Origin of the sequence: Pseudomonas sp. RIT-PI-o, from assembly GCF_001297215.1 — a bacterium.
Taxonomy (GTDB): domain Bacteria; phylum Pseudomonadota; class Gammaproteobacteria; order Pseudomonadales; family Pseudomonadaceae; genus Aquipseudomonas; species Aquipseudomonas moraviensis_A.
In genome coordinates, this window is the sequence record NZ_LHPA01000027.1 from 72,662 (window position 1) to 99,123 (window position 26,462).

Annotated in this window: 25 protein-coding genes and 1 tRNA gene; 10 read left to right on the top strand and 16 right to left on the bottom strand. The window is 54.7% G+C overall.

All coding sequences use genetic code 11. From position 1 onward, the window contains the following. Positions 1–80 precede the first annotated feature (80 nt). Together AEQ63_RS18400 and AEQ63_RS18405 are read right to left on the bottom strand one after the other, a co-directional pair. The gene (locus AEQ63_RS18400; RefSeq protein WP_064364321.1) at positions 81–692 is read right to left on the bottom strand and encodes a hypothetical protein; all 612 of its coding nucleotides are present in this window, start codon (positions 690–692) and stop codon (positions 81–83) included. A gap of 810 nt (positions 693–1,502) precedes the next feature. Beyond that, positions 1,503–2,237, bottom strand: a complete 735-nt coding sequence (locus tag AEQ63_RS18405; protein ID WP_064364322.1) for a hypothetical protein — start codon at positions 2,235–2,237, stop codon at positions 1,503–1,505. Positions 2,238–3,376: 1,139 nt separating this feature from the next. On the opposite strand from AEQ63_RS18405, the gene AEQ63_RS18410 reads away from it, so the two are divergent. Further along, positions 3,377–4,777 (top strand): AAA family ATPase, encoded by a 1,401-nt coding sequence (locus tag AEQ63_RS18410; protein WP_064364323.1) that lies wholly within the window; start codon positions 3,377–3,379, stop codon positions 4,775–4,777. Next, a complete protein-coding gene (locus tag AEQ63_RS27355) occupies positions 4,774–5,658 on the top strand; it encodes a DUF4435 domain-containing protein (protein ID WP_082367897.1) in 885 nt (294 codons plus the stop codon). The genes AEQ63_RS18410 and AEQ63_RS27355 overlap by 4 nt, the downstream gene beginning before the upstream one ends. Positions 5,659–5,864: 206 nt before the next feature. Here the strand turns inward: AEQ63_RS27355 and AEQ63_RS18420 are convergent, their stop codons facing one another. The 13 genes from AEQ63_RS18420 to AEQ63_RS18475 all read right to left on the bottom strand — a co-directional run bounded on the left by AEQ63_RS18420 (position 5,865) and on the right by AEQ63_RS18475 (position 17,351). After that, complete coding sequence (locus AEQ63_RS18420) at positions 5,865–6,710, bottom strand: TIR domain-containing protein (protein WP_064364325.1); 846 nt, start codon at positions 6,708–6,710, stop codon at positions 5,865–5,867. A 232-nt stretch (positions 6,711–6,942) separates the two neighbouring features. Continuing rightward, positions 6,943–7,479: a hypothetical protein gene (locus AEQ63_RS28280; RefSeq protein WP_152972388.1), complete on the bottom strand. Its 537-nt coding sequence runs from the start codon at positions 7,477–7,479 to the stop codon at positions 6,943–6,945. 344 nt (positions 7,480–7,823) lie between these two features. Continuing rightward, positions 7,824–8,189 (bottom strand): histone-like nucleoid-structuring protein, MvaT/MvaU family, encoded by a 366-nt coding sequence (locus AEQ63_RS18425; RefSeq protein WP_064364326.1) that lies wholly within the window; start codon positions 8,187–8,189, stop codon positions 7,824–7,826. 218 nt (positions 8,190–8,407) lie between these two features. Then, on the bottom strand, positions 8,408–9,352 hold the full coding sequence (locus AEQ63_RS18430) for a hypothetical protein (protein WP_064364327.1): 945 nt from the start codon (positions 9,350–9,352) through the stop codon (positions 8,408–8,410). Between the two features lie 93 nt (positions 9,353–9,445). Further along, positions 9,446–12,352, bottom strand: coding sequence for a DUF927 domain-containing protein (locus AEQ63_RS18435; RefSeq protein ID WP_064364328.1), 2,907 nt, complete (start codon positions 12,350–12,352; stop codon positions 9,446–9,448). Next, a complete protein-coding gene (locus AEQ63_RS18440) occupies positions 12,349–12,621 on the bottom strand; it encodes a DUF3077 domain-containing protein (RefSeq protein ID WP_064364329.1) in 273 nt (90 codons plus the stop codon). The genes AEQ63_RS18435 and AEQ63_RS18440 overlap by 4 nt, the downstream gene beginning before the upstream one ends. After that, on the bottom strand, positions 12,618–12,902 hold the full coding sequence (locus tag AEQ63_RS28990) for a hypothetical protein (protein WP_064364330.1): 285 nt from the start codon (positions 12,900–12,902) through the stop codon (positions 12,618–12,620). Before AEQ63_RS28990 ends, AEQ63_RS18440 begins: the two co-directional genes overlap by 4 nt. Before the next feature lie 534 nt (positions 12,903–13,436). Then, entirely contained in the window at positions 13,437–13,742 is a 306-nt protein-coding gene (locus tag AEQ63_RS18450) for a hypothetical protein (protein ID WP_064364331.1), read from the bottom strand. Further along, the gene (locus tag AEQ63_RS18455) at positions 13,739–14,347 is read right to left on the bottom strand and encodes a hypothetical protein (protein ID WP_064364332.1); all 609 of its coding nucleotides are present in this window, start codon (positions 14,345–14,347) and stop codon (positions 13,739–13,741) included. Before AEQ63_RS18455 ends, AEQ63_RS18450 begins: the two co-directional genes overlap by 4 nt. Continuing rightward, positions 14,344–14,610: a helix-turn-helix transcriptional regulator gene (locus AEQ63_RS18460; RefSeq protein ID WP_064364333.1), complete on the bottom strand. Its 267-nt coding sequence runs from the start codon at positions 14,608–14,610 to the stop codon at positions 14,344–14,346. The genes AEQ63_RS18455 and AEQ63_RS18460 overlap by 4 nt, the downstream gene beginning before the upstream one ends. Before the next feature lie 85 nt (positions 14,611–14,695). Next, on the bottom strand, positions 14,696–15,616 hold the full coding sequence (locus AEQ63_RS18465; RefSeq protein ID WP_064364368.1) for a hypothetical protein: 921 nt from the start codon (positions 15,614–15,616) through the stop codon (positions 14,696–14,698). Positions 15,617–15,860: 244 nt separating this feature from the next. Next, complete coding sequence (locus tag AEQ63_RS18470; RefSeq protein ID WP_064364334.1) at positions 15,861–17,102, bottom strand: tyrosine-type recombinase/integrase; 1,242 nt, start codon at positions 17,100–17,102, stop codon at positions 15,861–15,863. 164 nt (positions 17,103–17,266) lie between these two features. Then, positions 17,267–17,351 (bottom strand) — tRNA-Leu (locus AEQ63_RS18475). Positions 17,352–17,459: 108 nt separating this feature from the next. Between AEQ63_RS18475 and queA the strand changes: the two genes are divergently transcribed. From queA to AEQ63_RS18505, 6 genes are all read left to right on the top strand, one after another. Beyond that, positions 17,460–18,524 carry a tRNA preQ1(34) S-adenosylmethionine ribosyltransferase-isomerase QueA gene (gene queA / locus AEQ63_RS18480; protein WP_064364335.1) on the top strand — a complete coding sequence of 355 codons (1,065 nt, stop codon included), beginning with the start codon at positions 17,460–17,462 and terminating at the stop codon, positions 18,522–18,524. Positions 18,525–18,538: 14 nt separating this feature from the next. Further along, entirely contained in the window at positions 18,539–19,654 is a 1,116-nt protein-coding gene (gene tgt, locus AEQ63_RS18485) for a tRNA guanosine(34) transglycosylase Tgt (RefSeq protein ID WP_160768392.1), read from the top strand. Between the two features lie 43 nt (positions 19,655–19,697). After that, positions 19,698–20,036, top strand: a complete 339-nt coding sequence (gene yajC, locus AEQ63_RS18490) for a preprotein translocase subunit YajC (protein WP_016773317.1) — start codon at positions 19,698–19,700, stop codon at positions 20,034–20,036. A gap of 65 nt (positions 20,037–20,101) precedes the next feature. Continuing rightward, the gene (gene secD / locus AEQ63_RS18495) at positions 20,102–21,970 is read left to right on the top strand and encodes a protein translocase subunit SecD (RefSeq protein ID WP_016773318.1); all 1,869 of its coding nucleotides are present in this window, start codon (positions 20,102–20,104) and stop codon (positions 21,968–21,970) included. A 9-nt stretch (positions 21,971–21,979) separates the two neighbouring features. After that, on the top strand, positions 21,980–22,894 hold the full coding sequence (secF, locus tag AEQ63_RS18500; RefSeq protein WP_042608345.1) for a protein translocase subunit SecF: 915 nt from the start codon (positions 21,980–21,982) through the stop codon (positions 22,892–22,894). A gap of 121 nt (positions 22,895–23,015) precedes the next feature. Further along, a complete protein-coding gene (locus AEQ63_RS18505; protein WP_042608344.1) occupies positions 23,016–23,564 on the top strand; it encodes a glycine zipper 2TM domain-containing protein in 549 nt (182 codons plus the stop codon). 247 nt (positions 23,565–23,811) lie between these two features. Here AEQ63_RS18505 and suhB read toward each other — a convergent pair whose 3' ends face one another. Then, positions 23,812–24,630 carry a type III secretion system regulator SuhB gene (gene suhB / locus AEQ63_RS18510; protein WP_016773320.1) on the bottom strand — a complete coding sequence of 273 codons (819 nt, stop codon included), beginning with the start codon at positions 24,628–24,630 and terminating at the stop codon, positions 23,812–23,814. Positions 24,631–24,774: 144 nt separating this feature from the next. Between suhB and trmJ the strand changes: the two genes are divergently transcribed. Continuing rightward, positions 24,775–25,545: a tRNA (cytosine(32)/uridine(32)-2'-O)-methyltransferase TrmJ gene (trmJ, locus tag AEQ63_RS18515; protein ID WP_064364336.1), complete on the top strand. Its 771-nt coding sequence runs from the start codon at positions 24,775–24,777 to the stop codon at positions 25,543–25,545. A 3-nt stretch (positions 25,546–25,548) separates the two neighbouring features. After that, positions 25,549–26,325 (top strand): serine O-acetyltransferase, encoded by a 777-nt coding sequence (gene cysE, locus AEQ63_RS18520; RefSeq protein ID WP_042608342.1) that lies wholly within the window; start codon positions 25,549–25,551, stop codon positions 26,323–26,325. Positions 26,326–26,462 lie beyond the last annotated feature (137 nt).

Genomic DNA, 26,462 nt, shown 5'->3' on the forward strand with positions numbered 1-26,462 from the left:
AGGCAGGCACTGCGCTGGAGCCGCGTGTCCCGCCGCTCCTCGCGCTTGAAGGTGGTCTGAAAGATTGTTCGCTAATGGGCTCAGCCTTGGCTATCGCATCCCACGCGTTTCTTCTGCAAAGCGATGTAATTCTCAAACGTGCCGTATTTTTCCGGCACTCGAATCACGGCTCCCGGTTGTAGCCGTAGATTTTCATGGCTGGCCGCCAGGCTGTCGTTGTAGGCACTGCAAGCGGACGGCTTGTTCGCCGCCATCTCATAAGCGAAACCACGGTTGAGATTGATATTGGTCACGACATCGAACTTGCCGGCCTGCGCATAAATTGCCCGTGACTTTTCGAAGTACTCGTTGGCCTTCTCGTAGCGAGCACTGTAGGTAGCTGTGCGATCAAGAAAGCCGTTGGTGGTGTAATGATTCGCCCATTGACCACCCAAAGTAGGCGACATGAAAAACAAACCATAACTTCGGTACGCATCGGCAAAGCAAAGCTGATCCGCCGTGGTCTGGCAGATCGTCAGCGTCTCGACAATGAGCCGCTCTGCAGGCAACGGTCTATTCTGATCGACCAAAGCATTGGCATCGGCCAGCTTTTGATGAGGGTCCGAACTGCTTACCACGCCTACCGCGGAGCACCCGACGAGCGTTGATAGCAAACTGGCAAATGCAGCACACCGAACGACAGAGAGAAGCATGACGTAATCCTTTACATGACTGAGAGTGGTGGCGCGACGCTACTATCTTGTAATCCTGCCGTCTACTGCCGGTTGATAACGCTCCTGAAAAGGTCATCAAGCGCTATTTGCTCAGCACCTTGCTTCTTTCAGCGTCTGGGGATTAGGCCGCTGTTGAGCGCAATCCTCGGCGTCTCACAAATGCAAAAAATCAACGCCCCACTTTCCTCCAGACGAAAAAAAAGGCCTTGCTTTCGCAAGACCTTTTTCTCTGTGTTGGTGCCCCGAGGGAGACTGTAGTGCTCTATATAATCCGTGGCTTGCAGGCGAATCATATGGCTCGGGATACATGCAGGGATACAAGCTAACCAGCCCTGCAGGTTCGATGGTCAATTATAAGGCAAACAGATCGCTCATGGTGCCCCTGAAGTTTTGACTTATGTCGTATGGCATGGAGCACAGCAAAAGTAACAGCCATTGATCCTAGCGTCTGCGAACCTTCGCCTTGCCTCCGTCACTGCTCCTGTGCAGGTGAAATGACTTCCCAAGGGTATTTGGTTGTCCAGCAGGGGCATGAAAATGCAACCGGTTGTTGTGTTGTGTACTTCGTGATCACCGTTGGACTGCTGATTTTGATTGATGATGAAGGTCTGCATCTGTGCGGCCTCGCTTCCATGTGGGAGATGGTCGTTACCCAAGAAGAGCGCACCGCCGAACGTTACCTATACGGTAGGCACTCAACAGGTCTGGAGATTAGCTGGAGACGGACGTTACGCAACCACCTGACTAGTGTTGCGGCGTGCCGGTGTTATCACGCAGGGTGCAACCCCATTAATGCGAACTCTCAGTCTTCGGTGTCAGTGTATTTTCCCGGACCACCAGGTTGGTCTTGTTGTCGATCTTGTAGACAGTGGTGCCTACAAGAATGAACGTGCTCTTCGTGTCTGCCACAACCAAATGGCCGGTGAGACGTCTTTTGTCTTTTGTGACGATGCTGTACTCCTTGCTGACACCTTTGCTCCAGTCCAATCCCGTATTTGACTTAAGTCCAATCTTCCCTCGCTCAAGACCGTGCACGACTCCCCAAACTGGAGCGACGAACAGCATCAATAGGAGTACTGCGCCAACGACCGCCATCAAAAGGTTGTCGGCCATTTTCCTAACCCCGCTCATCAGCAAGGTTACGAAAGCAAGAGCGATCGTGAAGGAGATGAATCCAGGCACGGCAGGGCCAACAAAAGGAACGTCGTCCACTGAATTCATGATGCTTGAAAAACTGTAGCTGTAGCCGGCAAGCAAGACGGTTGGAGTTCCGAGCTCAAGCTCGCTGGTATAAATGCCGAATTGCTCATAGAACGCAGAGAGCTCCAGATACCCGTAAACGGTCAAAGCTGTTTGCAGGAAAATTGCGAAACTGGCCACCAGCTTGAAGGCCAGGTCTTTGTCTACGGTTCGTATGACTGTAGCGGGAGCCTCGCTCTTCTGAGAGGTCGCGCATCCATGAGTGGTGAGCATCACAGGCGTCACCAGCTCCACTTGAACTCTATTGTCTCTCTTCCAAAACATGTCACATCCTTGAGTCGTGTTGTCGTACACCTATCGTAATTCAAGCCGGGGCCCCTGAGGTTTTCCCTTTTACACGGGGTCGGAAACCCGCAGGACTGTGTTAGTGGGAGGATTTCAAAGTTACTGAAATTTCAGGCGTTGAAATCGAAAGAATTCTGCTGAAAAAAGGCCATCGTTACCGCAGCGGTAACGATGGCCTTTTGTGTTGATGATTATGGACACCTTGGGCCGTCAACCAAGTCAACCTGTCAACCAATGTACAAAAATCAGCCACTGCCAAGATCACGCGGGTTTTGTGCCCCGTGTCATCAGAAATGCTCAGGGTCCCCGGCAACCTCTCACATCTGTGCAATTGCACTGGTGAACCGTGTGTTCACCCGGTTCACCTGTTCACTAAGTTGGGCAACTGTTCGCTAACAAAGTCCGGCGGGTTTTACGCCCCGTGCCATTCAGTAATGCTCAGGGGCCCGGACCATCCGGCGTAAGATAACCCTGATGTTCGCTGATGGAATTGATGCTTACGGGGTGTGGGGGATGTATATCCCTTTCAAATCTGGTGTAACTGATGTAACTGGTGTAACGGGTATCTGTAAACTATTGTATTTATTGGATATTATTAATGTTACACCGCCTTCGCATCCCGCTCATGAAGCGTGTAACTGAGCCATCTGGTGTAACGCTTCTGATGTATGAAGCGGAGTAGATGCAGTCACGCCTAGGGCACACGAGGAGAGAGATCCCGCTTCCTGCGTAGCTGCTAAATACGGTTAGCGGTCTGTAATCATAGGTCCGTCAGCTTTGCTAGCGATCATCCAGTAGCCGCAACAAGCTGTTTCCCGCCAGAAGCAACCGTTCAGTCAGCGATAGCTGTCTACCTTCCCCCCTTATCGACATAAGAGAGCGTGGCATAAAAAAGCTGGATCGACTGCGGATTTTCCTGGAGGAAATACTCGCCGTGACGGAATGGCACCCTCTCCTATAACCGATTTCGCTCAAATGCGGAAAGCATGTAGACGGCGTAACGCAACCTTGCTAGCGTAAGTTGGCACATAATAGTGGGTGGGAAGGGCAACGCATGTGGTGGTTCGGCCTTTTCACTTTTCGCAACCGACCTATTATTTTGATCTAAAGGAATAGAGTTGAAAATACTGAGCTTTCAGGCTAATGCCGTACACGAGTTTTTAAACTTCAATATTAACTTTAATGAGGATTTAAATTTCATTGCCGGTCTTAACGGCTCTGGAAAAACAACCGCTCTCAACTTAATAAATTTTTTGCTTACGCCATCGATAGAGGAGTTGGCGAAAATTAAGTTTGAGAATTTAACTGTGGTTCTTTTTGATGAGTTAATTCAGTCCAGGCTTGCCATTAGATGTTTGCAAGACGGTGATTCAATTTTTTTTAATACGTCTGATTCCAATGAGTGGATGTCGGCTAATATCTCTGAAGTTTTATATTCAGATGATAAAGCCGTGACTAACAGACTTAGATCGAATTCAGTTTTTAAGCGAATTGATTCTATTATTCCACCAATGTACCTAAGTTTGGATCGTCGCTTTATTCAAGATGCAAAACCCGAAGAGCTAGATTTTCGATGGATGATGCCCAAGCCAAAGAACTTTACCAGCGAGTTAGATGGCAGCATGAAAGATGCCCTCGCGATCGTGTCCAAAAAAAGTGCCGAGGCGAAAGAAAAGCAAGCCGCAGCAGATAAAAAGCTCAGAAATAAAATAATTCTCGATTCTTTTGCTGCTGCAAATGGCATACAAGAGCAAATGCCGTTTCCAGATAAGCGAGTGATTCTCACCTTAAAAGCTAAGCAAGCCACCATCAAAAAAACACTGAAAAATTTAGATTTCGAGACTGAAGAGTTTGAAAGCCTTCTGGATGGTTTCTTTGCCAACCTAACTTCTCTAGCGAAGAGCGCCCTTGCAACCTTGAACCCCAGTTCCAGCTCATTTCGTCCAAGTTCAAAAAACAGTGCGACACATAGAACCAAGGAAATAGATTCTATCCCTCCTCAGAAGATGGAGAAAAAATTATATAGTGAGGAGAATTCTAGAGTTCTTGCAAAGTGGTTCGTAAATAGTCATCAGCTTGGCAGGATAAATAGACTCGTAAAACTAATTGATGAATATGAAAAAGAACAGCTAGAAATCAACTTTGAAATTGAGAAGTTTGCACTTCTCGTTAACTCTTTCTTCGAGCAAACAAGCAAGAAAATTGTTGTTACGAACAGAGGGGAGATAAAAATATTCATCGCCTCAGCCGAAAGAACGCTCACGGTAATGTCATCTGGGGAACGGCAAATTTTAATTATCCTTGCTCATCTCTGCCTTAATTCAAGCTTGCCAAAAAACGGAATATTCATCGTAGATGAACCGGAATTGTCCTTGCATCTTGCATGGCAAGAAATGTTCGTTGAGGCAGTCCAAACAGCTAGTCCAGAGTTGCAGATTATACTGGCTACGCACTCTCCAGCAATCATAGGAGGCCGCAATAAATTTTACATACCTCTTTATAAAGGGGATGGCCAATGATCGGTGGAGTGCCAGTCTGGCCGTCATCGGCATTGGAGAGTGTTGGACTACTATATCGTCCACTACAGGACCTAGAGGTATATGTTGAGGATAAAGACTCAGAAGTGTTTTATCTGGAGTTGCTTGGTCGATTAATACCAAATGGTAAAAAAATAAAGAAGGTAATACCGTTAAATGGGCGCGGCAACGTGGTCGAATTATGTAAGCGGTATAACGACCCTTCTCCGGCATTGTTTTTAATCGATGGTGACTTAGATCTAATACTAAAAGTTAGAGAGGTTGGATTGAAAAATTTATTCCAGCTTAAATCTTACTGTATTGAGAACTACCTGTTCTGCCTGGCTGGGTCAAGACAAATAATAGTCGAGTCTTCAGGAAAGATAATGCCAGATAAAGCTTTAACTTCTGAGGAGTGGGAGGCGTTTTTCAATTACGCGAGCGACCCGCTTCGAGAGTTATTTTTAGTATTTGCTACCGCTAGACTTCTCGCCCCCACGCTCAAAACTGTATCTCTAGGTTACCAAAGTATCTCCACGCAAAAAGTTAGAAAAAGGGGCCCTGAGCCCGACCTAGCTAAAATCGCTCAACTGGCTGAAGAGATAAAAAATCAATCGTTACAATTCACAACGGAAGCAATATGGCTTTCAACTATTGAGCAGATTCGTGAAAATTCAAAAGATCTCCATACCATTGACATGGTTTCTGGCAAGGATTTCCTGCTGCCTATGCTAGATATGTTTATTCGTTACAAAGGAGGAAACTCTGCCTCCACTGAAAGCTTGATGTTTCGCTTGGCAAGGCATTGCTCAATCAATAGGCTGGAAGAGTTAGGGGTTGCACTCCAAACCGTTTTAGATGGAGATATAATTATCTCTAGTTAGGATTTTAGCTCATGGCTGCCTCATGGGAATCAGTTCAGGGCATTTGCGTTTCAAAGCATTTGTCCGACTGTCTATTTTCAAGAGGTCTTAGGCCTTTATCTCGATATCGAGCTAAGCCCGATTGATAGCCGAAAGCTGACGCTGTGGGTACAGAAATGGTCGATTTTCAAAACCTATATTTGTAATTATTTCAATTGAATTGGCTACTACCAGCCGGTAACTTCATAGCCGCACGCCCTAAGTTCTTTAACGATTTCTCGCTGCCATGCACCTGTTGGGTCTAGATTTACATAAACTACACCGTTGATGTCGTTAGGTGTTTCGATGTTTCCCTTGACTAAGGCGCAAACATTTTCCCGCCCAAGCTTCGCCATCAAGTAGCCATGCTCAAATACAACATTCTGTCGTGCTCTGTCTCTTGGGCCAATTATTTGTTTTTCATGATGCCCACGGCCTTGGTCGCATGCAGTATAGAGCACAATGGCAAAGTCGGCCTCACCAGAGTAATGCTCAATTTTTTCGATAATGGTTCGTCCACCGCTCGCTTGTTCGTGAAGAATAATCGATTTCAACCCGATGCTTTCAATGAAGCGACTGACTTCTTGTTTAGCCTCGTTATCCCGCCCATGTACAATGAACACGTTCCGCTTGTTTCTAGCAGTCGTGGTATTAGCTGAAATGTTGGAAGTTGGAGTGGTATTCAAGTTTTGGGGAAGTGGTGGAGGGTTGAAAGCTGAAGTTTTTTGGTTTGTTGATGGCGTCGCTCCAAATTCTAGTTCGTCAAGTAACGCTGTAAATTGTTGCGATAGATAAGTTCGTCTTTCGGCATATGTGCTGAATTTAGGCTGAATAAAGCCCCAGAATGACTCAAGATCTCTATGGTGCTTTAGCCATGAAGGCAGCCGACTGGCAATATCGTTGTCATTAAGCAACTCGTTCCGGAGTTGTTGATATTCACTTGAGTCAGCAGGCTTCCCTGTAGCCTGAGCGATCAGCAGGTTTTGAAGATAGCTGACCTTGTCGAATCGCGTTTCTAAGAAATCTAAGCTCATTAGGCGAACTCTACTCACGGTTATCAGAAGAGGTGAAGTGTGCGGCAACTTTAGCTGAAGCACAGACCCACGCAAGTCAGAGACGCTACAGCTTTGCCACAACTCTGTCCAGATGCCCATGTAAGTAGCTGAAGGACGACCATGGCAGCGGTCATGCTAACGATATAGCGTGGCTACCCACGCCGCTGCATCTATGGAGACTGCTGCAATGAAACGTTTCAGTGAGCTGCTTTCATTTTTTTATGGCACGAACTGATTTACGTACAGTTTCTGCATAGGTAGGCAATGCACCGCATTCAATAGCGAGTTTAAAGAACTCCTCCGCAGCGGTGTGAGGATCTAAACCGTTTGTTCGTACGCATGATCTTGCGAAAGGCGTTAAATCATTGATGTCGCCACCTGACAAATAACCTGAGCATAAAGTCTCCCTTTTGAAGGTCTCCATTGCCAAAGCAGGGAGTTTAGGCCCGCACACAAAGTACTCAAGATGTTTCAGAAAGTGGGGATGACAGAGAATTTCATTTCCAGAGGTTCCATTGCGCTCAAAAATTTCTTTGCGCGACTTACCCCTTCCGCCTGGATTAAAATCTGGATCAGTGAAATAGGATATACGTACGGCTGGAATTGCGCCTCTTTCAAGAAGGCTTTCGGCGAGTAACCTCATCGGCTCAAGTGAGTGATGCAATTCTTCATGACTCTTCCAATTGAACTTGATCGACAAAAATAGCACTTGCTCTTCTTTTGTCAGAATTATGTCCGAATCTCTCATTGTCAGTTCAACTCCACGAGTTTTTCGCTTGTTAATATAATGTCGGGCAGGGCCATCCGTATTGTTGATTCTCTCATCGGTGGTCTCTTCCGGAAGTATATATCATCCGTTGCGTGAGCTCGGCTAGATTTCATAGGGCCTAGCATATGTGATTGCCTCGAGTTGTATATTGGGGGGTTTGGCTTCTCTTTGAGGTCGAAAAGTCAGCCATCAAATTTTTTGTTAAAATACTCGGCTGCCCGGGGGCTTTCGCCATTTCCTCTTCGACTTGTCTGCTGATGTTTTGGGTTCAGGACCGCAAGCAAAAAGGGCCCCAGCGGGCCCTTTTTCATGTGAAGCTATTTTTACTTCGTCAGCCATCCCTCGACAACGTCTGCGCCGTGCTTCCCTTTCCACTCTTTTAAAACTTTGTGGTTGCCACCTTTGGTTTCGATCACTTCACCGGTATTTGGGTTTTTGTAGACCTTGAGTTCCCGTGGCTTACGTGTGCTCGCAGCCAGAGTTGCACCTGGACGCCTCGCCGTGGTTTGCGGCTCTAGAATGTTGATGATGTGCTTCAGGCTGAACCCATAGTGTTCGAGCAGCTTGCGCAGCTTGGTTTCGAACTCGATTTCTTTCTTCAGTCCATCATCTCCTTTCAGTGCTTCCAGTGCCTGGAGCTGCTCAGCGAGGTGTTTTTCCAGCTGGCGGTACTCTGCGAGTTTGGACATTGTCTTTCCCTTTCCGAAGTGGTCGTTCTTAGTTATTAAGATGAAACGAGTTGGTTATAGTTCAGCGCTATTTTCGACGGTTCAGTTGGTTGTCAATGTGCGTCATTTCTGATTTGATCGCCTTAATCGTCAGCGTTTGTATTGGACTGGATTTGCCCGGGCTTGCGTTGATGGTCTTCAAGAGGGCATTGAGATGGGCCTTCCGAGTTTTGAGCGTGTCAGACCAACTGGCGCTGTTCTGTATCGGGTTGTTCATTGCAATCATCCTTACGTTGTTCTAGGTTGCTCATGACTTCAGGTTGGAGCGGTGTCGGTATGCCGTCGAGCAGGATTAAGTCCCGCGCGCGGTACTGGCGCGACCGAGCTGATAGCTCTTCCCATGTCCATCTCCCAAAGTTCTCGCCTTGCTCTGGAACCACCAGCTTCATGAGTCCAATCTGGTCGCGGCCAAGAAGGTTGTAGTTCGCCCACAGTTTTCCGCCCGCCTCGAACAACGCTTTAGCAGCCTCGTTCCACTTCTCTTCGAGCACTGTCTGCGAGAGCAACAGGGCGGTGCGCTCTATCTCTTCATGCTTTGCCTGAGCTTCTGCGATGTATTTATCTACGGTGACTAGCTCCTGCTCCAGCGCGGCCATGATCAAGTGTTGCCGACGGTTATGTTCGGCGGCAGTTGTCAGGTTCTTTGCGGCCTTTTGTGCGTCGACGTTCGCGGTTTTCTCGCCTTCGGTATCGCCCCATGCAACGGCCTGCGCGTACGCAGTGGCAGCGTCCGTTTCAGCCTGACGGGCTTTGGCCATGTCCTCTTCCGCTTGTACTTGAATCTGCTCCAGGCGGGTGCTCAGGCTTTGGCGCTTTTCGTTCAGCTCCTGCTCATCAGCCTTCCAGTTATCCATTGTCTCGATGTACCCCGTCATCAAGGATTCGCAATTGGCGAGGTTTTCACTGCGACTGATCCTCCGATCCAAAAGGTCAGCATTGAGATTGCGCGAATCGAAATTCCGTTTTAGCTCGTTGTACGTGTCGCGCAGTGCGCGCTCCTGAGCCGGCTCGATGGTTTCCTCACTTTCCAGCACCGCCTCAAGGGGCAGCATTTCGGCGTGCAGCTGTTTTGCCTCGCTGCGCAGATGATCGCGACGGTCTTTCAGGTCTTGAATCTCGTTCATGTGTTTAGTCTCTGTTCAATTCGATTATGGGTTTGTTGAGTGGCTGGCGAGGCCGGGAGTTAGCCGGCGCTACCTCGATCTGCAGAGATGCCCTCAGGCAGCCCGAGCCTCGCTCTCATCCATTCCCGGAATCGTCTTCACGATGTAGCAACGTTGCGTGCCGAGGCCGGGTAGCCGGATGAGGCTCGACGCCTTACCGTCCTTCCCGGGTTCTAGAACACCTCGCTGCAGCAATTCCTTGTTCACCGCGTTGATGTTCATGCCTCGGAAGATCTCCGAGCGCCATAATTCGGGAAGCACGTAGTAGGTGTTGGTGGTGTGCAGGGAATCCCCCAGACCGTGTTCCAACGTCTTACGAAAACCGAGTCGGTCGATGGTGCGCGGACCGTGTTCGTCGATCTTTGCCGCCGTCGATTCCCAACGCGTAAAGCGGCTTTCACCGAAGCGCTCGATGATCTGTCTAAGTCGCGCCACGATTGCATCGCCCTCGAAGTTACCGGCGCCGCCACGCTCGTTCATCCATGCGTTGAGGCACACACGGGCGGCAGTGGTGGCGGTTCCGTCGGGCCAGCCGGTGATCCCCATCGCGGTGGCCAACTCGCCCGCTGCAGCGGCGAGACCGAAGCGAGCGGCGGCACGGTGCGCTTGTCCACTGGCCGACGCCGGTAACGACTGGGCGATAAAACCTTCCAGCGTGCGGCGCAGAATGGCTGCCCAGCCGTGACGCTTACCGGGTTCACATAGCGCCGTCAGGAATGCCGTGAGCGGCGTGCCGTAATACTTCGCTACGCGAGCCTTGAGCGCGTCGGACAGTGCCGCCGCATCCTCAAAACCGTTAAGCACATCGAACATGCCAAGGCCTTTGCTGGCATCGGCCGGGATAGCGAGCATGCGCACTTCCATACCCGCTTTCAGTTCCTTGTTCGCTTCGGCCATGTGCTGGGCCAAGGTCTTCTCGCCGGTGGAGAGAAATAGCAGGCGCCACTCCTGTACCTGTCGGCCAGCTTGGCCTCGATCGTTGGCGCGTGCCTTGCCTGTGCCGTTGCCGAGCATGTACACCGTCTCGCCAATGATGCGCGGGTCGCACATGCCGATTTCATCCAAGACCAGAAGGCCGTCGGAATGCGCGGCGGCAATGGATTCGAGCGCGTTATCGGTCGACCGCCACGAACGCACCAGACGCGGTCCGCCGTAGATTGAGGCGGCAACTTGCAAGTGCGTGGTCTTGCCGCCGGAGCTATCGCCGTACAAGTGAAAGCCGCCCGATTCATGACCAAGCATGTGCAGCAGCGGCCCTGCGAAGGCCACCCCGACGACAAACGCCAAGCGATGATTGCCGACGCACAGCGCGCCGATCTGCTCCTGCCATTGTTCAAGCGTGCCCGCTTCGCTGATCGGCGGAAGCTGAGAACCGGCCTCGTAGAAGTGCAGGTGTTCGCTGTGCGCGCCGACTTGCTGCTCGGGCAGTAGAAAGGCGGTGTCATGCCAGCCCAAGCGCGTGACCAGTCGTGCCCGTTGGGCGCTGTCAAAGCCGCCGAGGTAACTCTGCAGGTCATTGCGTGCATTGCGTCCTGAACGACTTCCTGCAAGCCGCAGGCCCATGTCTACCAGCGGGCCGAGTACGTCTTTGCCGAAGTCACCCGTCATGGTGCGCGCCGGAATGTTCCAGCGTTTCTTGGCGCCGTCGGGATCGTCAAATTCGACCAACAATCCCCAGTTTTGCCCTTTGTCGTCGCGAGTACGGGCGAGAATCTCCAATGGCGAGCACACCGGACGCGCTTCGCCGTCGTCACCGGCATAAAACACACCTTCGGACGTGAGTCGAAAGCCACCGGGCATCAGATCGTTTTTCGATTTTGTCGGGCGCTTGGCTGCGGGTTTCGTCCTCGCTTCCGGCTTTGCTTGAGTCTGCTCCGTGGTTGGTTTTTCCTTGACCAAACCATACAGCTCGCCGCTGCTTTGCAGCTCGGCGAAATGGGCGGCTGTCCAATTCTTGATGAGCGCATCGGCAGCGTCATCACCGTCATTCCATTGACCACCTTTGGCGAAGGCGGCGCGGCCACTCTTCTGCGTGGGCTTGCGCTTGAATACCTCCAGCGCGATGAGCCTTACCGACGCGGCGCCGATTACGAGCAGCTTCTCGGCGATGGTGTTCATGCAGGCTTTGCCGCTGTCGTCGTTGTCAGGCCACAACAGTACATCGCGCCCTTTCAGCGGTGTCAGGTCGGCTTTGTGCCAAGAGTTGGAACCGTTCGGCCAGCAGGTGGCCACGTGGCTCGGCAGCAGTTCGGCGGCAGCGTCGGCAGCTTTTTCGCCTTCGCATAAAACCACTGGCGCGTCACTGCGCTGAGCGAGTTCATCAAGTCGCAACAGCGGACGTGGATCGGGCAGACCCTGCCAGCGCCATTGCGTGGTCTGGCCATCGGCGCGCTGACACCATGTTAGGGGTGCAAAAACCTTCTTCGGTTTACCGTCCTCGTCAGGGGCGAAGTCGAAGCGATAGAGCGCCATTAGCGGCTGGCCTTGCGCATCACGGTAGATCCAGACCATCGACGGCACGCCGTGCTGCCTATGCTTGGCAGGGCACTTGTTCATGGCCTCCGCTGGTATCGGCTGAATGGCAACCCACTCAGGATTTTTTGTCTTGGCAGGCGCTGTCTTCGCCTGGGCGGTGCCGGGCGCAACATTCAATAGGTCTGCGAGTTTGTTGCAGGCCTCGACGTCAGTGCCGCCGTCCAGATAGCGCACCAGATCAATCAGGTCGCCGCCCTTGTCGCCGGTAGCAAAGTCCGCCCATGTGCCCTTGCTCAGATTGATCTTGAGCGAACCGGCGCGCTTATCGCTGCGGGTTGGGTTGGGTGCTGTGTATTCCTTGCCTCCGTCAACGCGCTTGCCATTGGGCAGCCAGTGCGACAGAACGCGATCAATGTCTTTCAGCGCGGCGGCTTTCACGTCGGCGAAGCTTGGACGTTTTGCGGAGGTGCTCGGGCGTTGGCTCATGCGTCAGCCCTCGGCAAAAACAGCGCGTCGTTGATGTCATCGATCAGCGCTTTAGCCATTTCGCCAAGGTACAGAGCAGGCCAGCTGAAACGCTCACCGCTGTCGCTCATGGCGGCGTCGAAGTTAAGTTGATTGGCGTGATGCTGCAGCAGGGAAACCATCTCCAGCGCGTCTTCGACCGGCACTCCGGCATTTACCCGGAACAACTTCAAATCGGAGGCGTTCACGCGAGTGAAGGTGGCATGCCCGAGGGTGGTGGAGGTGCTCATAGCGCACCGCCTTTCTGCGCAGCAGGTGTCGAAGTCGAGTCGCCGTGTAAGGTCAGTGTTTTAATCAAACCGAGAGTGCCGCGCACGTCCCAGAGGACGGCGGCGATGACATGATTAGCGAGGCGCGAGGAGTCGTTTTCGAAGTGTTCTTCAAGCAGCGTCAGAACCGAGTCGGCACGAGCAATGGCACAGGTAATGGCGTCGATGGGTACACCGGCTTCTGCGGACGGATTCACGCAGAGCAGGTCTTCGGGCAGGGCCAAACTCAAAGCGTTATTCATTGGGCACCGCCTGCGGTTTCGAGTGCGCGGGCTTTGGCCATGTGGGCGTTGTAACGGGAGAGACGTGTAGCGAGGCTGGAATTGGCGTGTAAAGCGGCGAGAGCCATTGCACGATGTGCAGAGGCGCGAATTTTGGACGGATTGAGGGCGTGCATGAGTGGCGCTCCAAGTTTTGACTATGGAACTGCCACGATCCTTTCCACGGGATTGGGTGGCAGCTGTGCATGGGGTGGAAATACCGGGAAACTTGGAACCCGGCCAGGCCGAAGCCTGCCCACACACAGCCGCCATAACTCGAAATCGCAGGCGTAAAAAAAGACGCCTGCAATCGTAATGGGGGCGCCTGTGCGCCAAGTTTTCAAACGGGTTTCCACGCCCGGTCGCTGATTTTACAGCGACGGTCAGAGAGTAACGTCCGTTTTTCGAAAGTGCAACTGCGCTGATGGCTTGCGGTTTTTTCAGGTGCGGCATAAATTGTTCGTGCATGTAGATTGACCTCAACGCCTCCGGATCGCCCCCGGAGGCGTTTTCGTTTCAGGCATGGGCTTCCCAGCGCAGGGATAGGAGGGGTAGGAAGCCGCCGCGCAGCATCGAGCGGGCATCTTCGTAGGCTTGGGTTTGCTGGCCTTCGTCGACGATCACCGCGCCGGTTTTTTCGCAGTGGAGGGAGAGGGCGCACCAGGTGCCGTCGGCCCAACTCAGTACGCTGACCACGCGGCCTCGCTTTTCCTGTCGGCTGCGGTGGCGTTCAAGACGCTGCATGAGGCGAGTGGAAAATCCGATCCGGCGCAGTACGGAGAACGGATGCATCAAGGCGTTATCAGCGATCTTGCGATTCATGCTGCCTCCTGCGCATTAGCGAGCAATGGAGGCGGTGTTTCGCCTTTGAGCCAGGCGAGGATCTTGCTGTCTTCAACACAGCGACGACGTTGAACAACGGCCATTTGCTCGCGGCGTTGTGCAACACACTCCTCGACATAACCGTTCAGGTCGGAGGTCAAGCGCATATCTTGATGAGCGCGCTCGCTTGTCCTCTTCTCGACGGCGAGATCCTCATCCGTGATGCGTTGCCATACGGCCTGATCGTTCGCGAATCCCGCTGATTGATCGACGAGCCAGTAGGTAACCCAGTCGGTCATGCCGCGCGATTTCAACGAGGCGAGGCGGCTTTCGCTCATAGCGAAATAGCCGGAACCGTGGACGCTCGAAAACTCTCTGCGTACCGCATTTTTGCGGATCAGTTCTGGCAGCTCCCAAGGGTTGGCTTTCAGTGGAAGTACGAGACCGTCAGGGTTGAAAAAGAACGCTTCTTGCTCTTCGCCGTTCCAGCTCACGCCCGCAATGGTGCGATGACGCCAGTTGATTTCACCAGGTTGATAGAGCCGGAATCCGATGCTGTACGAATCGAAGAATGGTCCCTTGAAAGGGCAGTAATTGCGCTTCATGCGGCCACCTGGTCACGTGCCTCAATGCGACTACGTGCCCAAGCTTGAACTTCGCCAAGTACCCACGCGACAGGAGCGCCGCGTGCATTGCTCATGCTTAATTTTACGGGGCGCGGAAAGCCGCTTTCAGCGCACTGCATAAGCTTGTAGATGGTCGGGCGAGCTAAGCCAATGATGGCCATGACCTCAGATATTCTGATCAGGGTTGTGGCCGGGTCGCGATGGGAGAGGGAGTTTGTTTCGGTAGCAATAGAGATAGTCATAGTCGTGCCTTTATGGTGAGAGACAGGCACAGACTAGGGGGCGAAAAAAAAGCAAACATGGTTTGCTTTTTGTGAAATTGAAAAATTATCGAGGAATAAATCCACCTTTCCTTAAGTGCTTCCTCACGGTCGGCGCAGATGCTTTGCCCTGCGCGACTATCGTTTTGACTAGCTCGGTTTCGGATATTTTTGGATTGCTGGATATTTGGCTTCTCGCGGCTGTACTAATTTCCTCGAAAAGTTTGTGGCTGTTTTCCTGCTTTATTGCGCCTGGATTTCTATTCGCCTTTCCAGCAGCTTGGGCTCTTGCTGAAGCTTTAGCCGCAAAGGCCTTATCCAATGCACTTCTTAGAAAGCTTGATGCCGCGAAATCGTTACGCAGACCATCGCTGAAATCAGCCTGTTGATAGAGAGACGCTAGCATCAAGATCTTGGAGGCCTCGCCATTGAAAATGGCGAAGTCTTCCCGAGCAATGATTTCTGAGCTGCTATCTCGTCTTCGCGCTCGTGTTACGAGTGCAAGGTACTGCTGAGGATCAGTTTGTCTTAGCTGCTCTATCAGATCGACATCCAAGTCGTATAGAGATAGCTCTAAATCAAATAGCCAGTTTGCAAGGGCTTCGACCGCCTGAACTGCTTGTATGAGAGCGTATGTCGCTACGAGCTGAGTGTCGCTTGCCGGATGATCAATCCCGAGGAAGCGGCGGACGACTCTCGGCAGTGACGTGGTTTCGGAAAAACTGAAGTGCTCTTCAATTGTGGCGCGGAGATGAAACATTGCTTTTGTCACTGAATCAGCGCAATCAGCATACCGACCATCCTCTAACCAGAAGAAGGTTGCGTTATCGATACACGCAAAAGCGTCGCGAAAGCTCTCAGCAAAATGGCTATACAACGCTAGCTCGCGGACGGCTTGCTCGACCTCGTCAAAATCCCAAAGGAGACTGGTCACATCTACTCCGGCGATTTCAATTTCCAAATCTCTGGTGCCAAGTGTGTGTTCCATCAGAGCGCCCCTCGCCCCCTCAAAGAATGACTGACCCTGCGAGCAATGCCCTGGAAAGAGGTTGCCGACAGGGAGCATGTGGCTCCGCGTCCGTTACACATCCCGCTGACGTAACACGCGGTTGATGGGGGCGTCAGATACGGTGTAACTCGATATAAGTTCAATGTTTTCAATGGGTTGATGTGATGCGTTACACGCGTAACACTGGTTACACCTGTTTTAGGAGGGGTACGTGTTTTTGCTCTCATACAACCTTTCCAAACTGTACCTGCGATACATTCCCTGCCTCTAATGCATCAAGATGATTCGCATACCACTGCATCATCTTTATGCGTTGCTCAAGATATTGGGCTTTGTTGTATACGCCTGAGATTCCTTCTTCTTTGTGAGCAAGCTGTGCCTCAACATGTTCTTTCGGCCAACCATGTTCTCGAAGCAATGTGCTCGCTGTATGGCGAGTTCCATGCCCAACAAGGCGCCCCTTATAGCCAATGGTGGCGAAGACCTTGTTGATCGTGTTTTCACTGATGGTTGGATTTTTCGCTCCGACTCCGGGGAATAGCCAGCGACTCCGTCCTGTTAAGCAGTGCAGCTCTTTAAGCGCAGTAACAGCTTGGTGAGGAAGGGGGCATACGAAATCCCGACGCATCTTCATCTTGGCGGCTGGTGTGGTCCAAATGGCTTTATCAAGGTCGAACTCATTCCATTCAGCCAGGCGGACCATCCCCGGCCTTGATGCCGTCCATACACAAAGCCATGCAGCAGTGCGGGCCGTCAGCCTACTTGGAGTGTTTTTGAGCGCTTGGAGAAATTCAGCCAGCTCAGGCTCCAGCAGATGTGGGTGCTGTTGAGTCTTTGGGGCTTGGGCCGCAATATCGCGAAGGCGACTGCCAGGATCGTTTTCGGTAAGACCCAAGCCGATGGCCCGCCCGAATATCTGATTTATCCATGTGCGGCACTTCTCCGCCACGTTGTGTGCGTCTCGGGCTTCGATTGATGCTTGGAGTTCTGCGCAGTCGGTACGGGTTATTTCGTCTAGCGGCTTATCTCCCAGTGCCGGGAGTATGTCTTTGTCGAGGTAGGTGCGGATTTTGTTGAGAGTGGAGGGTGCGAGTCCCTTTTCCTCTTTTGCCTTCAGCCAGGCATCAGCGGCAGCTCGAAAGGTTCGAGTCTTGGCCGCGTCGATAGCAGCTTTCGCGGATCTCTTTTGTTCAAGTGGGTCGGCGCCGCTACTAACTACTTTGCGTAGATCAGCGGCTTTGTCTCGTGCCAGCGCGCCACTTACTTCCGGGTAACCCCCGAGCCCCATCCAAGCCCAATTGCCCGCCGGACGTTTGTAGCGAAGTTGCCAAGACTTGCCTCCATCAGGTTTGACCCTGAAATAGAGGCCGTTTCCGTCCAGCTCTCGGTATTCCTTTGATTCCGGCTCCAATCCCGCGAGTGTCGTGTCAGCGAGAGGGCGGCGCTTGATGTCTGCGCGCTTCATCCTTGTATCCCAAAGTTCGGTATTTTTCTCAGGATACAAGCAGGGATACAGGGATACAACGGATAGGGGGAGACAGGCATGAACAGAGAGGCACAAAAAAACCGGCCAAGTGGCCGGTTTCTCTGGGTCTGAAAGTCTGGTAGAGACTTTCAGATACTGCTATATGGTGCCCCGAGGGAGACTCGAACTCCCACTCCTTTCGAAAACGGATTTTGAATCCGCCGCGTCTACCAATTCCGCCATCAGGGCTCAATGGCGGCGAAGTATAGAGAGGTGATTACCGTTGGTCAATCACGTTTCATGGTCAATTTTTGATATTTCCGCTAGACTTTCCGGCCCTGCTAGACGAACCCCATCATGCGCGTTGCTGACTTTACTTTCGAGCTTCCTGATTCGCTGATCGCCCGCCATCCGTTGGCCGAGCGTCGCGGTAGTCGCCTGCTGACCCTCGATGGGCCGAGCGGCGCCCTGGCACACCGTCAATTCACTGATTTGCTTGAGCATTTGCGCCCGGGCGATTTGATGGTGTTCAACAATACCCGGGTGATTCCGGCGCGGCTTTTCGGGCAGAAAGCGTCCGGCGGCAAGCTGGAAATTCTTGTCGAACGCGTGCTCGATGCGCACCGCGTGCTGGCTCATGTGCGCTCCAGCAAGTCGCCCAAGCCGGGTTCGAAGATCCTTATCGACGGTGGTGGCGAAGCCGAGATGCTCGCGCGTCATGACGCGTTGTTCGAGTTGGGTTTTGCCGAGGAAGTGTTGCCGCTGCTCGACCGCGTCGGGCACATGCCGTTGCCTCCTTATATAGACCGCCCGGATGAAGGCTCGGATCGCGAGCGTTATCAGACCGTGTATGCCCAGCGTCTGGGCGCGGTGGCGGCACCGACGGCGGGGCTGCATTTCGATGAGCCGCTGATGCAGGCGATTGCTGCCAAGGGCGTCGAGACGGCGTTCGTTACCTTGCACGTGGGCGCGGGAACGTTTCAGCCGGTGCGCGTCGAGAAGATCGAAGATCACCACATGCACAGCGAGTGGCTGGAAGTCGGCCAGGATGTGGTCGATGCCGTGGCGGCATGCCGCGCGCGTGGCGGTCGGGTGATCGCGGTCGGCACCACCAGTGTGCGTTCGCTGGAAAGTGCGGCGCGCGATGGTGTGCTCAAGCCGTTCAGTGGCGACACCGACATCTTTATCTTCCCAGGCCGGCCGTTTCATGTGGTCGATGCCCTGGTGACCAATTTCCATTTGCCGGAATCCACGTTGTTGATGCTGGTTTCCGCGTTTGCCGGGTATCCCGAAACCATGGCCGCCTACAAGGCCGCCGTTGAAAACGGTTACCGCTTTTTCAGCTACGGGGATGCGATGTTCATCACCCGCAATCCCGCTCCAACTGCCCCTGAACAGTCGGGCCCAGAGGAAACAGAATGAGTCGCGAATGTCGAATGTCCTTTGAGCTGTTGGCCACCGATGGCAAGGCTCGCCGTGGTCGCCTGACCTTCCCCCGTGGCACCGTCGAAACCCCGGCGTTCATGCCGGTCGGCACCTACGGCACGGTCAAGGGCATGCTGCCGCGCGACATCGTCGCCACTGGCGCGGAAATCATTCTGGGCAACACCTTTCACCTGTGGCTGCGTCCTGGCACTCAAGTGATCAAGGAACACGGCGACCTGCACGATTTCATGCAGTGGAAAGGCCCGATTCTCACCGACTCCGGCGGCTTCCAGGTGTTCAGCCTTGGCGCGATGCGCAAGATCAAGGAGGAGGGCGTGACCTTCGCTTCTCCGGTCGATGGCGCCAAAGTGTTCATGGGCCCGGAAGAGTCGATGCAGGTGCAGCGCGATCTCGGTTCCGACATCGTGATGATCTTCGACGAATGTACGCCGTACCCGGCTGACGAAGACGTCGCGCGCGTATCGATGGAGTTGTCGTTGCGTTGGGCCCAGCGTTCGAAGAATGCTCACGGTGACAACACCGCAGCGCTGTTCGGCATCGTCCAGGGCGGCATGCATGAAAACCTGCGCATGCGTTCGCTCGAAGGCCTCGACAAGATCGGCTTCGACGGCCTCGCCATCGGCGGTCTGTCGGTGGGCGAACCGAAGCACGAAATGATCAAGGTGCTGGATTATCTGCCGGGTCAGATGCCCGCTGACAAACCTCGTTACCTTATGGGCGTTGGCAAACCGGAAGATCTGGTTGAGGGTGTGCGCCGCGGTGTGGACATGTTCGATTGCGTGATGCCAACCCGTAATGCCCGCAATGGGCATCTGTTCATCGATACCGGTGTGCTGAAGATCCGTAACGCGTTCCATCGCCATGATGAATCGCCGCTGGATCCGACCTGCGATTGCTACACCTGCCAGAACTTCTCGCGCGCTTATCTGCATCACCTGGACAAGTGCGGCGAAATGCTCGGCAGCATGCTCAATACCATCCATAACTTGCGCCATTATCAGGTGCTGATGGCTGGTTTGCGCGAGGCTATTCAACAGGGTACATTGGCCGCCTTTGTCGATGCCTTCTACGCCAAACGCGGACTTCCCGTCCCGCCTTTGGACTGAGTTTTCTGACCCCAAGATTCAACATTTGCAACTGGAGTGCTAAATGAGCTTTTTTATCTCTAACGCCATGGCTGACGCAGCTGCACCGGCTGCTGCAAGCCCAATGGGCGGCGGCTTCGAGTGGATTTTCCTGGTCGGCTTCCTGGTCATCTTCTACCTGATGATCTGGCGTCCACAGGCCAAGCGCGCCAAAGAGCAGAAGAACCTGCTGAGCAGCCTGCAAAAGGGTGACGAAGTCGTGACCACTGGCGGCATCGCCGGCAAGATCACCAAAGTTGCCGATGACTTCGTCGTCCTGGAAGTCTCCGACACCGTGGAAATGAAGTTCCAGAAAGGCGCTATCGCCGCCACGCTGCCAAAAGGCACGCTGAAAGCGATCTAAGAGCAACAATTTCTACTCAATCGACGGGGCGCGCAAGGCGCCCCGCGTTCATAACGGGCGGCGTGATGCTGAACAAATACCCTCTGTGGAAATACATTCTGATCCTGGCGGTGCTGGCGATCGGTCTGATTTATTCCGCTCCCAATCTTTACCCCGATGACCCGGCCATTCAGATCAGCGGCGCCAGCACGGCCCTGCAGGTCAATGATGCCGATCTGGCTCGCGTCAGCACAGCGCTGAAAGAGTCCGGCATCAACGTCAAGGCGGCCACTCTGACCGCAGGTGGCAAGGGCGGTCTGATCCGTCTGAGCAAGGCTGAAGATCAGCTGCCGGCCAAGGACGTTGTACGCAAGGCACTGGGTGATGACTACGTCGTCGCGCTGAACCTGGCACAGACCACTCCGCAATGGCTGCGCAACCTTGGTGCGCACCCGATGAAGCTGGGTCTGGACTTGTCCGGTGGTGTGCACTTCCTGCTCGAAGTGGACATGGACAAAGCCCTCGATGCGCGCCTGAAAGTCTACGAAGGCGACGTCAAGAGCCTGCTGCGTAAAGAGAAGCTGCGCTATCGCAGCCTGCCGCAACTGGGCGGTGCCATTCAGTTGGGCTTCAGCGATGAAGACTCCCGCGAACAGGCCCGTGCGCTGATCCGCAAGAACTTCAACGATTTCGACATTGTTCCGGCCGACCTCAACGGTCAACCGGTGCTGCGTCTGGCGATGACCCCGGCCAAGCTGGCGGAAATCCGTGAATACTCCATCAAGCAGAACCTGACCACGGTACGTAACCGCGTCAACGAGCTGGGTGTTGCCGAACCGATCGTGCAGCGTCAGGGCGCCAACCGCATCGTGGTTGAGCTGCCGGGCGTGCAGGACACTGCCGAAGCCAAGCGAATTCTCGGCAAGACGGCCAACCTCGAGTTCCGTCTGGCCGCTGAGCCGGGTGCGTCGAAAGCCACTTCCGAATCGTTCGAGTTCCGTGAAGGCAACCGTCCACCAGCGCAGATCGAGCGTGGTCTGATCATCACCGGTGACCAGGTCACCGACGCCAAGGCCGGTTTCGGCGAGCACGGCACGCCTGAAGTGAACATCCGTCTGGATGGTCACGGCGGCGAGCTGATGAGCCGCGCGACCCGTTCCAACGTCGGTCGCAGCATGGCGGTGATCTTCATCGAGCAGCGTCCTGTCACCACTTACACCAAGCAAGTGGTGGATGGCGTCGAGAAAGACGTCGCGGTGCAGACGTTCAAGGAAGAGAAGAAGATCATCAGCCTGGCGACCATCCAGTCGCCGCTGGGTGCGCAGTTCCGCATCACTGGCCTGAACGGTCAGGGCGAGTCGTCCGAACTGGCGCTGCTCCTGCGTGCCGGTGGTCTGGCTGCGCCGATGTACTTCGCCGAAGAGCGCACAATCGGTCCGAGCCTGGGTGCTGACAACATCACCAAAGGTATCGATGCGTCGCTGTGGGGCATGCTGTTCGTGTCGCTGTTCATCATCGCCATCTACCGCTTCTTCGGCGTCATCGCCACCGTCGCGCTGGCGGTGAACATGGTGCTGCTGCTGGCGCTGATGTCGTTGCTGGGCGCTACGCTGACCCTGCCGGGTATCGCCGGTATCGTCTTGACCATGGGTATGGCGGTCGACGCCAACGTACTGATCTTCTCGCGGATTCGTGAAGAGATCGCCGCTGGCATGACGGTGCAGCGGGCAATCAACGAAGGCTTCGGCCGGGCATTCACCGCGATTCTCGACGCCAACCTGACCACCTTGCTGGTCGGCGGCATTCTCTTCGCCATGGGCACCGGCCCGGTGAAGGGTTTCGCAGTGACCATGTCCCTCGGGATCTTTACCTCGATGTTCACGGCCATCATGGTGACCCGCGCAATGGTCAACCTGATCTTTGGCGGACGTGACTTCAAGAAGTTGTGGATTTAAGGGGCTGCCATGTTACGTACAATCAACTTCATGGGCGTTCGCAACGTAGCGTTCGGCGTCACAGTGCTGCTCACGGTCATTGCCCTGTTCAGCGTGTTCCACAAAGGCATGAACTGGGGTCTGGACTTCACCGGCGGTACGCTCATCGAGCTGACCTACGAGCGTCCGGCCGACGTCACCAAGGTGCGCGAGCAGCTGGCGACCTCCGGTTATCACGAAGCCGTGGTGCAGAATTTCGGCGCCACCACTGACCTGCTGGTGCGCATGCCGGGTGAAGATCCACAGCTGGGCCATCAGGTTGCCGAAGCGCTGCAGAAGATCGGCGGCGATAACCCGGCGACGGTCAAGCGTGTCGAGTTCGTCGGCCCGCAGGTCGGTGAAGAGCTGCGCGACCAGGGCGGCCTCGGCATGCTGCTGGCGCTCGGCGGGATCCTGATCTACCTGGCGTTCCGCTTTCAGTGGAAGTTCGCGGTCGGCGCGATTGTCTCGCTGATCCACGACGTGATCGTGACCGTGGGTATCCTCTCGTACTTCCAGATCACCTTCGATCTGACGGTACTGGCGGCGGTGCTGGCGATCATCGGTTACTCGCTGAACGACACCATCGTGGTTTTCGACCGGGTCCGTGAGAACTTCCGCGTGCTGCGCAAGGCGACGCTGATCGAGAACATCAACATCTCGACCACCCAGACCCTGCTGCGCACCATGGCGACGTCGATCTCCACGCTGCTGGCGATCGCGGCGCTGCTGTTCTTCGGCGGCGACAACCTGTTCGGCTTCTCCATCGCGCTGTTCATCGGTGTATTGGCGGGTACCTACTCGTCGATCTACATCGCCAACGTGGTGCTGATCTGGCTGAACCTGACCACCGAGGATCTGATTCCTCCGGCCAACACTGAGAAGGAAGTCGATGACCGTCCATAACGGCCAGCGATTTCCCGGCTGTCAGTCGACAAAAGGCGCGAGTTGAACTCGCGCCTTTTTTTGTGCTCCAAGGCTGGGAGAAGCGCGGGCGCGTCCCGCATGTGATGGTCAGGAGGTTCATGTGAACAAGTCGTTGCTGGTTGGTGCGGTATTGGGTGCTGTCGGTGTCACAGCCGGGGGTGCTGTTGCCACCTACAGCCTGGTTAAAAGCGGCCCTGAGTATGCGCAAGTATTAGCCGTTGAGCCGGTCAAGACACAGATCAAGACTCCACGTGAAGTATGCAAGGATGTAACCGTGACCCGGCAGGCGCCGGTCAAGGATCAACACCAGATTCTCGGCACGGCGATCGGTGCCGTAGCCGGTGGTTTGTTGGGTAATCAGGTGGGCGGCGGTAACGGCAAGAAGATTGCCACCGTGGCCGGTGCAGTCGGCGGCGGTTATGCCGGTAACAAGGTGCAGGAAGGTATGCAGAACCGCGATACCTACACCACCACGCAAACCCGCTGCAACACGGTCAATGACATCAGCGACAAGGTCGTCGGCTACGACGTGCGTTACTCGCTCGATGGCAAGGAAGGCAAAGTGCGGATGGATCGTGATCCGGGCAACCAGATTCCGGTCGACAAGGAAGGCAAGCTGATCCTGTCGCAGAATGAGCCGGGTCAGTAAGGTTTCAGCGTTTTGAAAAGAAGCACCCTGCGGGGTGCTTTTTTTATACCCGCGTTTTTTGGCTGCACCGCATTCCCTTGTAGGAGTGAGCCTGCTCGCGATAGCGATTCATCATTCAAAGCGGGTGGTGACTGATACGACGCTATCGCGAGCAGGCTCACTCCTACATGGTTTGTGGTGTGTCAGGGAGGCAAATTGCAGGCATAAAAAAACACCCCGAAGGGTGTTTTTTCGTTTCGCGGAAAGCTTAGCGCTTCAGCGAAGCCGGCAGGTGCGGCTGGATCGCCGTCAGTACTGCCTTGAAGCATTTGGTGTTGCCGGCAACGATGTGGCCTTTCTCGAGGAAGTCGTGACCGCCGGTGAAATCGCTCACCAGACCGCCAGCTTCCTGGATCAACAGGGCGCCTGCAGCCATGTCCCACTCGGACAGGCCCGACTCCCAGAACGCGTCGAAACGACCGGCAGCCACGTACGCCAGGTCCAGGCTCGCCGAACCGGCGCGGCGGATGCCGGCAGTCTGGCCAACCAGGGCGCGGAACATGCCCAGGTAGTTGTCGAGGTTGTCCATCTGATCGTCACGGAACGGGAAGCCAGTGCCGAGCAGGGCGCCGTCGAGGCTGGTGCGACCGCTGACGCGCAGACGACGACCGTTCAGTTGGGCGCCGCGGCCACGGCTGGCGGTGAATTCTTCCTGGCGGACCGGGTCCAGCACCACTGCGTGTTCCAGGCGGCCACGATATTTGCAGGCAATGCTCACTGCAAAGTGCGGGATGCCACGGAGGAAGTTGGTGGTGCCGTCCAGCGGATCGATGATCCACAGGTACTCTTCGCCTTCGATGCCGGTGCCGGCGTGCAGGCCGGTTTCTTCACCTTGGATCGAGTGGTTCGGGTAAGCCTTGCGCAGGGCATCGATGATTTTCTGTTCAGCGGCGCGATCGACCTCGGATACGTAATCCTTGGCGTCTTTTTCGTCGACCTTGATGGTATCCAGGCGCTCGATGGAGCGGAAGATCAGTTCACTGGCGCTGCGGGCGGCGCGCAGCGCGATATTCAGCATGGGCTGCATGGATGTGTCACCTAAGGTTGTTAAAGAAAGCCGCGCATTCTATCAGAACTTTTCTTCAGGTGAAGGACGCTGTTCGCTTTCATAGCTTAACGGTAGGCTGTTCTGTAAGATTTGCCCCCTTTCCTGTGTCCGAGAGCGCCTCCCTTGCTGCAGAACATTCGTGTCGTCCTGGTCAACACCAGCCACCCCGGCAACATCGGCGGGGCCGCGCGCGCCATGAAAAACATGGGGCTGTCGCGACTGGGGCTGGTCGAGCCGCGGGTCTTCCCGCATCACGAGGCCGACGCCCGCGCCTCCGGTGCCGGTGACATCCTTGAAAACGCACAAGTCGTCGCCACTCTGGAAGACGCCTTGGTTGGCTGCAATCTGGTGCTCGGCACCAGCGCTCGGGACCGCCGTATTCCCTGGCCGCTGCTGGATCCGCGCGAATGCGGGAACAAAGTGGTCGAGGAAGCCGGGCAGGGCGCCGAGATCGCTCTGGTGTTCGGTCGCGAAGATTCCGGCCTGACCAATGAAGAGCTGCAGCGATGTCACTTTCACGTGCACATCCCTTCCGACCCGACGTTCAGTTCGCTGAACCTCGGGGCGGCGGTGCAGGTGTTGAGTTATGAAGTGCGCATGGCCTGGCTGGCCGCACAGGGTCAGCCGACCAAGGTCGAGAAAGAAGAAGTGGCCTCGGTGAAGAGCGCCGAGCTGGCGACCATGGATGAGCTGGAGCGATTCTATGAGCACCTCGAGCAGACGCTGGTCGCCATCGAATTCCTTGACCCGGAAAAGCCACGGCACTTGATGGCGCGCCTGCGCCGGTTGTACGGACGCAGCTCGGTCAGCCGGGCGGAAATGAATATTTTGCGTGGCATCCTCACGGAAACCCAGAAAGCGGCCCGTGGCGAGCTTCTAAAGCGGAAGGATTGAATGATGTTTGAGCGTTTGCGTGAAGATATCCAGAGCGTATTCCATCGAGACCCGGCGGCACGTAACGCTTTTGAAGTCCTGACCTGCTACCCCGGCATGCATGCGATCTGGATTCATCGTCTGGCCGGCATGCTCTGGCGCAACGAGCTGAAATGGCTGGCGCGGCTGGTGTCGAACTTCGGTCGCTGGCTGACCGGAATCGAAATTCATCCGGGCGCCAAGGTTGGTCGGCGTTTCTTCATCGACCACGGCATGGGCATCGTCATTGGTGAAACCGCCGAAATCGGCGACGACGTGACCATCTATCAAGGTGTGACCCTCGGCGGCACCAGTTGGAACAAAGGCAAGCGCCACCCGACGCTGGGTGATGGCGTGGTGGTCGGTGCGGGAGCCAAAGTGCTCGGTCCGTTCACGGTGGGTGCCGGCGCCAAAGTCGGCTCGAATGCCGTGGTCACCAAAGAAGTGCCGCCGGGCGCCACGGTGGTGGGGATTCCGGGGCGGATCATCGTCAAGAACGACGAAGAGCAGGACGCCAAGCGCAAGGCGATGGCAGAAAAGATCGGCTTTGATGCCTATGGTGTCAGCGAAGACATGCCCGACCCGGTGGCCCGCGCCATCGGCCAGTTGCTCGACCATCTGCAGGCGGTGGACGGGCGTCTGGAAGGCATGTGCGGCGCGCTGAAGGATCTGGGCAGCAATTACTGTGCGAAAGATCTGCCTTCGCTGCGCGAAGAAGACTTCGCCAGTGTGCAAGGCAAGGATGAATCGAAAGCCGGCTGAACCGCAGCGCTGCTTTTCGCGAGCAGGCTCGCTCCCACAGATGAATGCATTCCAATAGTGGTAGCGAGCCTGCTCGCGAATAACGATAACGCGGTTCCGCTGGCTGTACGCCGCAGGCCTTTGCTATCATGCGCGCG

Excerpts from the sequence above, each read along its gene's own strand:
- AEQ63_RS18400 (WP_064364321.1), bottom strand. The coding sequence starts at position 692 with ATGCTTCTCTCTGTCGTTCGGTGTGCTGCATTTGCCAGTTTGCTATCA.
- AEQ63_RS18405 (WP_064364322.1), bottom strand. The coding sequence starts at position 2,237 with ATGTTTTGGAAGAGAGACAATAGAGTTCAAGTGGAGCTGGTGACGCCT.
- AEQ63_RS27355 (WP_082367897.1), top strand. The coding sequence starts at position 4,774 with ATGATCGGTGGAGTGCCAGTCTGGCCGTCATCGGCATTGGAGAGTGTT.
- AEQ63_RS18420 (WP_064364325.1), bottom strand. The coding sequence starts at position 6,710 with ATGAGCTTAGATTTCTTAGAAACGCGATTCGACAAGGTCAGCTATCTT.
- AEQ63_RS28280 (WP_152972388.1), bottom strand. The coding sequence starts at position 7,479 with ATGAGAGATTCGGACATAATTCTGACAAAAGAAGAGCAAGTGCTATTT.
- AEQ63_RS18425 (WP_064364326.1), bottom strand. The coding sequence starts at position 8,189 with ATGTCCAAACTCGCAGAGTACCGCCAGCTGGAAAAACACCTCGCTGAG.
- AEQ63_RS18430 (WP_064364327.1), bottom strand. The coding sequence starts at position 9,352 with ATGAACGAGATTCAAGACCTGAAAGACCGTCGCGATCATCTGCGCAGC.
- AEQ63_RS18435 (WP_064364328.1), bottom strand. The coding sequence starts at position 12,352 with ATGAGCCAACGCCCGAGCACCTCCGCAAAACGTCCAAGCTTCGCCGAC.
- AEQ63_RS18440 (WP_064364329.1), bottom strand. The coding sequence starts at position 12,621 with ATGAGCACCTCCACCACCCTCGGGCATGCCACCTTCACTCGCGTGAAC.
- AEQ63_RS28990 (WP_064364330.1), bottom strand. The coding sequence starts at position 12,902 with ATGAATAACGCTTTGAGTTTGGCCCTGCCCGAAGACCTGCTCTGCGTG.
- AEQ63_RS18450 (WP_064364331.1), bottom strand. The coding sequence starts at position 13,742 with ATGAATCGCAAGATCGCTGATAACGCCTTGATGCATCCGTTCTCCGTA.
- AEQ63_RS18455 (WP_064364332.1), bottom strand. The coding sequence starts at position 14,347 with ATGAAGCGCAATTACTGCCCTTTCAAGGGACCATTCTTCGATTCGTAC.
- AEQ63_RS18460 (WP_064364333.1), bottom strand. The coding sequence starts at position 14,610 with ATGACTATCTCTATTGCTACCGAAACAAACTCCCTCTCCCATCGCGAC.
- AEQ63_RS18465 (WP_064364368.1), bottom strand. The coding sequence starts at position 15,616 with ATGGAACACACACTTGGCACCAGAGATTTGGAAATTGAAATCGCCGGA.
- AEQ63_RS18470 (WP_064364334.1), bottom strand. The coding sequence starts at position 17,102 with ATGAAGCGCGCAGACATCAAGCGCCGCCCTCTCGCTGACACGACACTC.
- queA (WP_064364335.1), top strand. The coding sequence starts at position 17,460 with ATGCGCGTTGCTGACTTTACTTTCGAGCTTCCTGATTCGCTGATCGCC.
- tgt (WP_160768392.1), top strand. The coding sequence starts at position 18,539 with ATGTCCTTTGAGCTGTTGGCCACCGATGGCAAGGCTCGCCGTGGTCGC.
- yajC (WP_016773317.1), top strand. The coding sequence starts at position 19,698 with ATGAGCTTTTTTATCTCTAACGCCATGGCTGACGCAGCTGCACCGGCT.
- secD (WP_016773318.1), top strand. The coding sequence starts at position 20,102 with ATGCTGAACAAATACCCTCTGTGGAAATACATTCTGATCCTGGCGGTG.
- secF (WP_042608345.1), top strand. The coding sequence starts at position 21,980 with ATGTTACGTACAATCAACTTCATGGGCGTTCGCAACGTAGCGTTCGGC.
- suhB (WP_016773320.1), bottom strand. The coding sequence starts at position 24,630 with ATGCAGCCCATGCTGAATATCGCGCTGCGCGCCGCCCGCAGCGCCAGT.
- cysE (WP_042608342.1), top strand. The coding sequence starts at position 25,549 with ATGTTTGAGCGTTTGCGTGAAGATATCCAGAGCGTATTCCATCGAGAC.